Below are 10,705 nucleotides of genomic sequence, written 5' to 3'. Positions count from 1 at the left end.
ACCTGATGCTGTGGTCGATCCTGGATGAACACACCGAAGGGTCCGGGTCGGGTCGTCACGGTGACGTCGCCGACGAGCCGACCGGGCCGTGACGGCGTTGGCGTGGCGTTCGTCGTCACCACCATGGCGCCGACGTCGGTATCGAACGCGGCAGCTAACAGTCGGCTCTCGTGCGTGTGAGTTCGGTTGGGTTCGCCGTCGTTCCGTACGTTGGCCGTCCCCCTGCTGCCCATCCTCTTGGCCGCGCAACCGCGCCCCAAGTCCGCGCGCGTGGTGGTCGGGCTTCGCTGTGGTCGGGGCGCTTGGACTTGACCCGCGGTTGCACGGCCAAGAACGGGCAGCTATCAGGGGGACGGGGAGGATGTGGGCACGCCTCGGCGTTTGGCGTGCCCGTTTCGCCCTACTTTGTCGGGCGTCGACGCGCGATGATCATCCAGGATCGCCTACATCACGAGGATTGTCTGAGCATCAACACCCCTACAGCCGTGGTGAAGCTCGGGTAATCCTCGTGATGTCTCCCGAATCGCGGCGAAATCTCACCAGGTGGACGCTGAGCGACACCAACGCCACACCGTAACGGGGCCAACGCCGCGGGAGACGTCGCCGCTCTTCCCCGTCCCCCTGATAGCTGCCCGTTCTGAGCCGCGGGCGTGCGGGTCAAGTCCAAGCGCCCCGACCACAGCAGAGGCCCACCAGCACGCGCGCGGACTTGAGGCGCGCGCCCGCGGCCAAGACAATCGGGCAGCAGGGGGACGGGGCCAACGAAGGCGGACGGGGGCCAACGAAGGCGGACGGGGGCCAACGCAGGGGGACGGGCCCAACGCGGCAACTCGCGGGCCCCCACGCGGAAATCCGGTGTTTCGCCGCGCGTCCGGCGCGACCAGCGGGGAAAGACGGAAGCGACCGAAACCACATAGAATTGGCACTTGCAAGCGCCGAGTGCCAGAGTGCGACGGGAGGTGTGCCGGGTTGTCCGTCGATGACCGCAAGCTCGAGGTCCTCAGGGCCATCGTCGAGGACTACGTCGCCACGCAGGAGCCGGTCGGGTCGAAGGCCCTGGTCGACCGTCATCATCTGGGTGTGTCGCCGGCCACCATCCGCAACGACATGGCGGTGCTGGAGGAGGAGGGCTACATCGCCCAGCCGCACACCAGCGCCGGCCGGGTGCCCACCGACAAGGGGTACCGGCTGTTCGTCGACCGGTTGTCGACGGTGAAGCCGCTGTCGTCGGCGGAGCGGCGAGCCATCCAGACGTTCCTCGACGGCGCGGTCGACCTCGACGACGTCGTGTCGCGGACGGTGCGGCTGCTGGCGCAGCTGACCCGCCAGGCGGCCGTCGTGCAGTACCCGTCGCTGAGCCGGTCCACGGTGCGCCACGTCGAGCTGGTCATGCTGGCGCCGGCCCGGGTGCTGGTGGTGCTCATCACCGACACCGGGCGGGTCGAGCAGCGCGTCGTCGACCTCCCGGCCGACGCCGACGACACACTGGTCGGCGAACTGCGAGCGCGCATCAATGCGCTCGTCGTCGGGCACGACTTCGCGTCGGTCGAGGCGCGGGTGGCCGAGCTCGGCGAGCGGTTCGAGCCCGAGGACCGCGCCACCGTCGCCGCCGTCACGGCCACGCTGCTCAGCACGCTCATCGAGCGGCACGAGGAGCGGGTCGCCGTTGCGGGCACGGGCAACCTCGCGCGCTACGGGCAGGAGTTCGACCACGAGCTCGAGCCGCTGCTGTCGGCGCTCGAGGAGCACGTCGTGCTGCTGCGCCTGCTCGGCGAGGCCACCAGCCCCACGCCGGTCCGCGTCCGCATCGGCAGCGAGAACGCGCAGACCGGGCTGTCGGCCACGTCCGTGGTCACCTCGGGCTACGGGCCGGGTGAGCTGGCGCTGGCTAGCATGGGTGTGGTCGGGCCGACTCGCATGGACTATCCCGGCACTATCGCGGCCGTCGGCGCCGTTGCTCGTTATGTCAGCAAGATTCTCGCGGCTCACTAGGGAAGACACAGGGTGCCCACCACCGACTACTACGAAGTTCTCGGCGTGCCGAAGAACGCCTCCAGCGAGGAGATCAAGAAGGCCTACCGCCGCCTCGCCCGGCAGCTGCACCCCGACGTCAACCCCGACCCCGCCACGCAGGAGCGGTTCAAGGAGGTCGTGACGGCCTACGAGGTCCTCAACGACCCCCGCAAGCGGGAGATGTACGACCTCGGCGCCGACCCGCTGTCCAGCGGCGGCGGCATGGGCGGCAACTTCGGCGGCGCGTTCTCCTTCACCGACATCATGGACGCGTTCTTCGGCGGGACGAACGCGCGCGGACCGCGCAGCCGGGTCCGCCGCGGCCAGGACGCCCTGGTGCAGCTGAAGGTCGAGCTCGCCGACGCCGTGTTCGGCGCCACCCGCGAGCTGCAGGTCGACACCGCCGTCGTCTGCCAGGTCTGCAACGGCGAGGGCACCGCGAAGGGCGCCACCCGGGTCACCTGCCCGACGTGTCAGGGTCAGGGCGAGGTCAGCCAGGTGCAGCGCTCGTTCCTCGGCCAGGTCATGACGACCCGCCCGTGCCCGGCCTGCCAGGGCTTCGGCACCGTCAACCCGAACCCGTGCGTGGAGTGCTCCGGCGACGGCCGGGTCCGCACCCGCCGCACACTCACCATCAAGATCCCGGCCGGCGTCGACAACGGCACCCGCATCCAGCTGACCGGCCAGGGCGAGGTCGGCCCCGGCGGTGGCCCGGCCGGCGACCTCTACGTCGAGCTCGCGGTCACGCCGCACCCGGTGTTCAGCCGCAACGGCGACAACCTGCACTGCACGCTGCAGCTGCCGATGACGGCGGCGGCACTGGGCACCACCGTCGAGCTCGAGACGTTCGACGGCCCCACGACGGTCGAGGTGCGGCCGGGCGCCCAGCACGGCGAGGTCATCAAGCTCGGCGCCCGCGGCGTCCCGAAGCTGCGCGGCACCGGCCGCGGCGACCTGCTCATCCACCTCGAGGTGCAGACGCCCACCAAGCTCGACGCCCGGCAGGAGGAGCTGCTGCGCGAGCTGGCCGGGCTGCGCGGCGAGGAGCGCGTCGAGGGGCCGGGCGCCCCGGGTAGCCACGGCAACTTCTTCACCCGCATCCGCGACGCCTTCAAGGAAGGCCTCAACTGACCGCACCGGTCTTCCTCGCCGACGCCGCGGCCCTGCGCGCGTCCGACGTCGTCGTGCTCGACGGCGACGAGGGCCGGCACGCCGCGGTGGTCCGCCGCATCGCACCCGGCGAGACCGTCGAGCTCACCGACGGCGCCGGGCAGCTGGCCCGCTGCGTCGTCGTCGCGGCGTCGAAGCAGGGCCTCACCTGCGAGGTCACCGAACGGTTCGACGTGCCGGAGCCGCGGCCGCGGGTGGTCCTCGCCCAGGCGATCCCCAAGGGCGACCGCGGCGAGACCGCCGTGGAGACGATGACCGAGGTCGGCGTCGACGAGATCCTGCCGTGGCCGGCGCAGCGGTGCATGGTCCGCTGGACCGGCGAGCGCGGCGACAAGGCGCTGCGCCGGTGGCGGTCGACGGCTCGCGAGGCGGCCAAGCAGTCCCGCCGCGCCTGGCTGCCGGTCGTCGGCGACCCCGTGCCGACGACGGCGCTGGCGGCCCGGGTGGCGGCCGCGGCGCTCGCCGTCGTCCTGCACGAGGAGGCCACCGAGCCGCTCGGCGCTCTCGACCTCCCCGCCGACGGCGACATCCTGCTGGTCGTGGGCCCCGAGGGCGGGGTGGCGCCGGACGAGCTGGACCAGCTGGCCGCCGCCGGCGCCGTCGTCGCCCGTCTCGGCCCGACGGTGCTGCGGACCTCGACCGCCGGCACCGTCGCCGCCGGCATCGTGCTGGCGCGCACGCCGCGCTGGGCGTGACTACTCCACGGTGAAGGTGCGCGAGTCGCTCATCGGCGGCCGGCCCTCGCCACCGGACTCGTCGCTCTCACTGACGACGATCTGGTAGCTGCCCGGCTCCAGGTCCAGCTCCAGCTCGAACGGGGAGAACGTGCAGCACTCCTCCGCGGTCGTGTTCCCGGAGTCGACCACCTCGCCGTCGCGGCGCAGCTCCCACAGCACGTTGGCCTCGTTCACCGCGGCCTCGCCGGTCACCGCGACCGGGCTGGACACCGTCGCGCCCTCCGCGGGGTCGTTGAGCTGCACCAGCTGGCGGACCCCGAGCGGGTCGGCCCGGCCGACCGGCTCACTCGGGTTCTCCCCGGCGACCAGGATGCGCACCGGCAGCGAGCCGTCCAGCTCGGCGCTCGCGGCCGCCGCCGTCGCCGTGTAGACCAGCTGCTGGGTGGCGAGATCGGCATCCTCGCCGACCACCGGCGGCGCGCTCAGGTCGACGTCGATGGACCCGTCGGCGATCTCCGCGGACGTCACCTCGACGCCGGGCTCCCACAGCGACGTGTAGTCGGGGTCGGCCGGCGAGGCCGTCAGCATCTCGTTCACGGCCGCGGCGATGGGGGACGACGAGGTCTCGACGGTGTGGAACTCGCGCACGAGTCGCAGCCCGTCGCCGGAGTCGGCCACGTAGTAGACCGGCACCGTCAGCGTCCGCGCCGGCGGGGCGGTCTGCGTGGCCGACGGCGCGGGGGTCTGCGTCGGTGTCTCGCTCGGCGACTCGGACGGCGACGTGGACGTCTGCGACGCCACGGGCGCGTCGCCGTCGTCGTCGCTCAGGACGACCACGCCGCCGACGATCACCGCCGCGGCCAGGGCCGTCGCCCCCGCCAGTCCGAGTGCCACGGGTCGTCGCCACATCGGCACCACCGCCGTCCTCCTCCTGATCCGTGCCAGGCCGTCCGGGCCCGGCTGCACCCGCTCGGCGGCGCGGTGCAGGGCGTCCTGGAGCCGCTGCTCCTCCGGCGTCCAGTTCTCCGGCGTGCTCACCGCTGCCTCCTCACGACCACTCCGCCATCGCCTCGCGCAGCCCGGCCAGCCCGCGTGAGGCATGGCTCTTGACGGCGCCGTTGCTGATCTTCATCGCACTGGCGATCTCGGACTCCGAGAGGCCGCCGTAGTAGCGCAGGACGAGCGCCTCACGCTGCCGGTCCGGCAGCCCGCGCAGCGCCTCGACGACGGCGTCCGCGGCGGCGTCGCCGACGGCGACCTGCTCGGCGCTGGGCGCGTGGCCCGCTGGCTCCTCCGGATGGCGGGCGGCCACGCCGCGGCGCCGCTGCACCGAGCGGCAGCCGTGCACCACGGACGTGCGCAGGTATGCGACCGCGGCGGCCGGCTCGCGCAGCCGACGCCAGCGGCGGTGCAGGGCCACGAACGCGTCCTGCACGACCTCCTCCGCGACGGCCTCACTGCCCTGGAGCAGCGTGGCCAGCCGGACGAGGCGGACATAGTGCGCCGCGTACAGGTCCGTGATCGCCGCGTCGGCCTCGGACCCGGTCCTGTCTTGCACCACATACCCCTACTGACGCGTTGCCGGCCGTGCCGGTTTACCGATGCGCGCCCACCGTAGGGGATCGGGGCGGCGATCTTCAGCGAAACGGGGTCAGCGGACCTCGTCACCGGTGACGAGGTCGGGGTTGGCGGCGAGGAAGGCGTCCATGTCGTCGTCGGCGAGCGCCGTCCACAGCTGGTTCGCGCGCTCCTCGTCGTAGACGACGATGCTCTGGGCGCCGGCCATCCCGGTGCCGTCGGTGGGCACCGTCAGGAACGTCATGTCGTCGGCGCGCAGGTTCCGCATGGACAGCGCGAGGTCGACCATGCCGAACGCGCTGAGCTCCTCGTCGACCCGGGCCGCCTCGCCGATGGCGCCGGCGACGCCGTTGACCTTGCCGGGGTCGGTCAGCGTCCCCGACGAGATCAGCTCGTTCATCAGCGCTCGGAGGAAGTTCTGCTGCCGCTTGACGCGGTCGAAGTCGCCGCCGGGCAGGTCCTTGCGGTCGCGGACGTACTGCAGCGCCTGCTCGCCGGTGAGCGTGTGGGTGCCGGGCGGGAGCGGCTCGTCGTTGTCGGCGAGCGGCGTCTCCTCGTCGAACGTGAGCGTGACGCCGCCCAGCTCGTCGGTGAGCGCCTCGAAGCCGTTCCAGTCGATCAGGGCGAGGTGGTCGACGCGGATGCCGGTGAGCTGCTCGATGGTCTGGACGAACAGCGCCGGACCGCCGAAGGAGTATGCGGCGTTGATCTTGTTGCGGCCGTGGCCCGGGATGTCGATCCAGGTGTCGCGCGGGATGGAGACCAGGTAGCCGCGGTCGCGGCCCTCCGGGAAATGCGCCAGCATGATGGTGTCGGTGCGGGCCGCGCCCGGCTCGTAGACGTCGACCTTGTCCGCGCCGTCCAGCCCGCCCAGCAGGAACGTGATGCTGTCGCCCGGCAGCTCGGCCGGCCGCGCGGTCTCGGGGATGTCGAAGGCGTCGGGGATGCGCTCGATGTTCGACGACAGCCGGTTCACGAAGTAGAACGCGACGCCCGCGACGGCGAGCACGAGGACGAGCAGCGTCGCCAGCACGCCGATCAGGATGCGGCGGTTGCGGCGGCGCCGGCGCGGGCGATCGACCGGCGCGGCCTCGGTGGACGGGTCGGACTGCTGCTCGTCGAGCGGGTTCGGCATGGCTCCAGAGGGTACGGGCGGGCGGCGACGGACAGGTGAGGACACCCCGCCTGCCGGTGGTCCCCCACATCATGGAAGACGCCCGGCCGCCCCGAGGGGTTGCACCGGCGCGCGACGACGTCGTCGCGGTGCCCTACCATCCCTGCTACCCGAACCACCGGAGGCACGAGTGACCCGAGACGCGGACTGCCTGTTCTGCAAGATCGCCGGCGGCGAGATCCCGGCCGACGTCGTGCGCGAGAACGAGCACACGCTCGCGTTCCGCGACATCTCACCGCAGGCGCCGACCCACGTGCTGGTGGTGCCGCGCGACCACCACCGCGACGTCGCCTCGCTCGCCGCCGCCGCGCCCGGCACGCTGGCCGAGCTGGTCCGGACGGCCGCCGCCGTCGCCGCCGACGAGGGAATCGAGGCGTACCGGCTGGTGTTCAACACGGGGGAGCAGGCCGGTCAGTCGGTGTTCCACGTGCACGGGCACGTGCTGGGTGGACGCGCGATGACCTGGCCGCCGGGCTGAGGCGGCGGCGAAATTCGGAATGACGTGTCAGCCCCCGCGGGTAGCATTCAAGGCATCCGGCGAACAGCGAAGTCGAGACGGGAAGTAGGCGTGAGAGGCCCGGCGGGCCGCCCATGACGAAGACAGAACAGGCCGAACAGCAGGCCGCCCAGCACACGATCGTCGTCCCCACGAGCATCTCCATGGTGAGCCTGCTCGGGTCGGGCGACGAGCTCATCAAGGTCGTCGAGTCGTCGTTCCCCGACGTCGACATCCACGTGCGCGGCAACCAGATCACCATGACGGGCCGGCCGGCCGACATCGCCGAGGCCGAGGGCGTCATCGACGAGATGGTGGCCGTGCTGCGCACCGGGCAGGGCATGACGCCCGAGGCCGTCGAGCGGACGGTGTCCATGCTGCGCGCCCGCACCGGCGAGCGGCCGGCCGAGGTGCTGACCGCCAACATCCTGTCCAACCGCGGGCGCACCATCCGGCCGAAGACGCTGAACCAGAAGCGCTACGTCGACGCCATCGACAAGCACACCGTCATCTTCGGCATCGGCCCGGCCGGTACCGGCAAGACCTACCTCGCGGTCGCCAAGGCCGTGCAGGCGTTGCAGGCCAAGCAGGTCAGCCGCATCCTGCTCACCCGGCCGGCCATCGAGGCCGGCGAGCGGCTGGGCTTCCTGCCCGGCACGCTGTCGGAGAAGATCGACCCCTACCTCCGGCCGCTGTACGACGCGCTGCACGACATGATGGACCCGGCCTCGATCCCGCGGCTCATGACCGAGGGGACCATCGAGGTCGCGCCGCTGGCGTACATGCGCGGGCGCACGCTCAACGACGCCTTCGTCATCCTCGACGAGGCGCAGAACACCTCCGCCGAGCAGATGAAGATGTTCCTCACCCGGCTCGGCTTCGGGTCGAAGATGGTCGTCACCGGCGACGTCACCCAGGTCGACCTCCCGGCCGGCACCACCAGCGGCCTGCGCGTGGTCGAGGAGATCCTCGACGGCATCGACGACGTCCACTTCTGCCGGTTGAACAGCCGCGACGTCGTCCGGCACCGGCTGGTCGGCGAGATCGTCGAGGCGTACACCCGCTACGACGCCGCGCAGGAGGCGGCACAGGGGAACGGGCGGTCGCGCGTTCCCGGCCGGCGCCCGTGACCATCGAGGTCAACAACGAGTCCGGGGCCGAGGTCGACGAGAAGACGCTGTCCGACCTCGCCCGGTTCGTCCTCGACCACCAGCGCATCCACCCGCTCGCCGAGCTGGCCATCCTGCTGGTCGACACCGACACCATGGAACAGCTGCACGTGCAGTGGATGGACGAGCCCGGCCCCACCGACGTGCTGTCGTTCCCGATGGACGAGCTGCGGCCCACCCCCGACGACGCCGAGCCCGAGCCCGGCCTGCTCGGCGACGTCGTGCTCTGCCCCGAGGTCGCGGCCACGCAGGCCAAGGCCGCAGGTCACAGCACCGAGGACGAACTGCAGCTGCTGACCACGCACGGCATCCTCCACCTCCTCGGCTACGATCACGCCGAGCCTGAGGAGGAGAAGGAGATGTTCGGGCTGCAGAAGCAGCTGCTGACCGACTGGCGGAGCGCCCGAGGAGGCGGCCGCTGATGTTCGCCTCACCGCTGCCCGCCGTCCCACCGGCGCTCGCCGCGGAGGCGTCCACCACCGCCGGCGGCGCGTCCACCGTCTGGCTGCTGGTCTCGGCGGCGGTGCTCGTGGTCGTCGCGATGCTGTTCGCGATGTCCGAGGCGGCGTTGACCAGCATCTCGCGCACGCGCGCCGAGGAGCTGCACCGGGCGGGCCGCCGGGGCTCCGACGCCCTGGTGCGGGTCGGCTCCGACCCCGTCCCGGCGCTCAACACCGCGCTGCTGCTGCGCATGGCCTGCGAGGTGGCCGCGGTGGTCATGGTCGCGGTGGTGTGCGAGGAGTACTTCGACCCGTGGTGGCAGACGCTGCTGGTCGCGGCCGGCAGCATGGTCGTCGTGTCGTTCGTGGTCATCGGCGTCGCGCCGCGCACGCTGGGCCGGCAGCACGCCGAGGGCATCGCGCTGGCCTTCGCCGGCCTGCTGCTCGGCGTCACCCGGGTGCTCGGCCCGATCCCGCGGCTGCTCATCCTGCTGGGCAACGCGCTCACCCCGGGCAAGGGCTTCCGCGAGGGCCCGTTCGCGACCGAGGCGGAGCTGCGCGAGCTGGTCGACCTCGCCGAGGCCGGGCGCATCATCGAGTCCGGCGAGCGGCAGATGATCCACTCGGTGTTCGAGCTGGGCGACACCGTGGTCCGGGAGGTCATGGTGCCGCGCACCGACGTCGTGTTCATCGAGGCGCAGAAGACCCTGCGGCAGTTCCAGTCGCTGGCCCTGCGCAGCGGGTTCAGCCGCATCCCGGCGGTCGGCCCGGGCGGGCTCGACGACATCGTCGGCATCGCCTACCTCAAGGACATCGCCCGCCGGCTCTACGACAACCGCGACGCCGAGTCCGTCGAGCGGGTCGAGTCGGTGCTGCGGCCGGCGTTCTTCGTGCCCGACTCCAAGCCCGCCGACGACCTCCTGCGCGAGATGCAGGCGCAGCGCATCCACGTCGCGGTCGTCGTCGACGAGTACGGCGGTACCGCCGGCCTGGTCACCATCGAGGACATCCTCGAGGAGATCGTCGGCGAGATCACCGACGAGTACGACGCCGACGAGGACGGCGTCCAGACCCTCGACGACGGCGCCGTCCGGGTCAGCTCGCGCCTGCACATCGACGACCTCGGCGAGCTGTTCGGCCTGGAGCTCTCCGACGACGACGTCGACACCGTCGGCGGGCTCATGGCCAAGCACCTGGGCCGGGTCCCGATCCCGGGCGCTCAGGTCGACGTCGCCGGGCTGCACCTCGTCGCCGAGGGTCCGGCGGGCAGGCGCAACCGCATCGGAACCGTCCGGGTGAGCCGGCTCGTTCAGGTCACCGACACCGAGCCGCACGAGGAGCATGCCTAGTGAGGGACGCACTCGACCCCGAGGACGCGAAGATCCTGACCCTGGCCCGGTCCGCCNGCGAAGATCCTGACCCTGGCCCGGTCCGCCCGGGCGCGCACCGGCGCGCCGGCCGGCGCGGCGGTCCGCGACGCCGACGGCCGCACCTACGCCGCCGCCGACGTGTCGCTGCCGTCGTTGCGCCTCACCGCGTTGCAGCTGGCCGTCGCGTCGGCGGTGTCCAGCGGCGCGACGGGGCTCGAGGCGGCCGCGGTGGTCACCGCCGGCGACCCCGGCGACGTCGACACGATCGTGGTGTCGGATCTCGGCGGGCCGGGTATACCGATCTACGTCGCCGGTCCCGACGGCACGCCGATCACGGCGCTGCGTTCGTAGCCATCAGCATCCGAGTGCGCTAACGTGCGGCCGTTCGAGTCCGGCACACCAGGCGCTCGCGGAGTCCGGCGCTGCCGCGCGTGACCCTCCGAAGCGACCGACCGAGACGGAGAGACGAATGAACTTCTGCAGTAACTGCGGGGCGCCGGCCACCGGGTCGGCGTACTGCGGTCAATGCGGCCAGCCGATGACGGCGGCCGCCGCGGCGGCCACGGCCCAGCGGGCCGGCGGCGCGCCCGGAGCGCAGCAGCCGGGCGGTCCGCTCGG

The 10,705-nt window shown here is 72.2% G+C and carries 11 protein-coding genes; 8 read left to right on the top strand and 3 right to left on the bottom strand.

All coding sequences use genetic code 11. The features are described from left to right. Nucleotides 1–969 precede the first annotated feature (969 nt). The 3 genes from hrcA to DY240_RS07965 are packed head-to-tail and all read left to right on the top strand — an operon-like array spanning nucleotide 970 to nucleotide 3,878. Nucleotides 970–1,992, top strand: a complete 1,023-nt coding sequence (gene hrcA, locus DY240_RS07975; RefSeq protein WP_119659412.1) for a heat-inducible transcriptional repressor HrcA — start codon at nucleotides 970–972, stop codon at nucleotides 1,990–1,992. 12 nt (nucleotides 1,993–2,004) lie between these two features. Beyond that, nucleotides 2,005–3,144, top strand: a complete 1,140-nt coding sequence (gene dnaJ / locus DY240_RS07970; RefSeq protein ID WP_119659411.1) for a molecular chaperone DnaJ — start codon at nucleotides 2,005–2,007, stop codon at nucleotides 3,142–3,144. Beyond that, nucleotides 3,141–3,878 carry a 16S rRNA (uracil(1498)-N(3))-methyltransferase gene (locus tag DY240_RS07965; RefSeq protein ID WP_119659410.1) on the top strand — a complete coding sequence of 246 codons (738 nt, stop codon included), beginning with the start codon at nucleotides 3,141–3,143 and terminating at the stop codon, nucleotides 3,876–3,878. Before dnaJ ends, DY240_RS07965 begins: the two co-directional genes overlap by 4 nt. On the opposite strand, the gene DY240_RS07960 is transcribed toward DY240_RS07965, so the two are convergent. The 3 genes from DY240_RS07960 to DY240_RS07950 all read right to left on the bottom strand — a co-directional run bounded on the left by DY240_RS07960 (nucleotide 3,879) and on the right by DY240_RS07950 (nucleotide 6,573). Next, nucleotides 3,879–4,898: a Gmad2 immunoglobulin-like domain-containing protein gene (locus DY240_RS07960; protein ID WP_119659409.1), complete on the bottom strand. Its 1,020-nt coding sequence runs from the start codon at nucleotides 4,896–4,898 to the stop codon at nucleotides 3,879–3,881. It abuts the gene before it with no gap. 10 nt (nucleotides 4,899–4,908) lie between these two features. Further along, the gene (locus DY240_RS07955; protein WP_119659408.1) at nucleotides 4,909–5,421 is read right to left on the bottom strand and encodes an RNA polymerase sigma factor; all 513 of its coding nucleotides are present in this window, start codon (nucleotides 5,419–5,421) and stop codon (nucleotides 4,909–4,911) included. A 90-nt stretch (nucleotides 5,422–5,511) separates the two neighbouring features. Continuing rightward, nucleotides 5,512–6,573 (bottom strand): LCP family protein, encoded by a 1,062-nt coding sequence (locus tag DY240_RS07950; protein ID WP_119659407.1) that lies wholly within the window; start codon nucleotides 6,571–6,573, stop codon nucleotides 5,512–5,514. Nucleotides 6,574–6,742: 169 nt separating this feature from the next. Between DY240_RS07950 and DY240_RS07945 the strand changes: the two genes are divergently transcribed. The 5 genes from DY240_RS07945 to DY240_RS07925 form a co-directional block, all read left to right on the top strand. Next, nucleotides 6,743–7,090, top strand: coding sequence for a histidine triad nucleotide-binding protein (locus tag DY240_RS07945; protein WP_233552651.1), 348 nt, complete (start codon nucleotides 6,743–6,745; stop codon nucleotides 7,088–7,090). 113 nt (nucleotides 7,091–7,203) lie between these two features. Beyond that, the gene (locus tag DY240_RS07940) at nucleotides 7,204–8,238 is read left to right on the top strand and encodes a PhoH family protein (protein WP_119659405.1); all 1,035 of its coding nucleotides are present in this window, start codon (nucleotides 7,204–7,206) and stop codon (nucleotides 8,236–8,238) included. Continuing rightward, complete coding sequence (gene ybeY / locus DY240_RS07935) at nucleotides 8,235–8,699, top strand: rRNA maturation RNase YbeY (protein ID WP_119659404.1); 465 nt, start codon at nucleotides 8,235–8,237, stop codon at nucleotides 8,697–8,699. The genes DY240_RS07940 and ybeY overlap by 4 nt, the downstream gene beginning before the upstream one ends. Next, entirely contained in the window at nucleotides 8,699–10,066 is a 1,368-nt protein-coding gene (locus tag DY240_RS07930; protein WP_119659403.1) for a hemolysin family protein, read from the top strand. The genes ybeY and DY240_RS07930 overlap by 1 nt, the downstream gene beginning before the upstream one ends. 57 nt (nucleotides 10,067–10,123) lie before the next feature. Next, nucleotides 10,124–10,438: cytidine deaminase (locus DY240_RS07925; protein ID WP_147375232.1), on the top strand; the 315-nt coding region annotated here is incomplete at its 5' end. Between the last annotated feature and the right edge of the window lie 267 nt (nucleotides 10,439–10,705).

Origin of the sequence: Jiangella rhizosphaerae (assembly GCF_003579925.1) — a bacterium.
Lineage (GTDB): Bacteria > Actinomycetota > Actinomycetes > Jiangellales > Jiangellaceae > Jiangella > Jiangella rhizosphaerae.
This window is presented reverse-complemented; position numbering and strand designations above follow the sequence as displayed.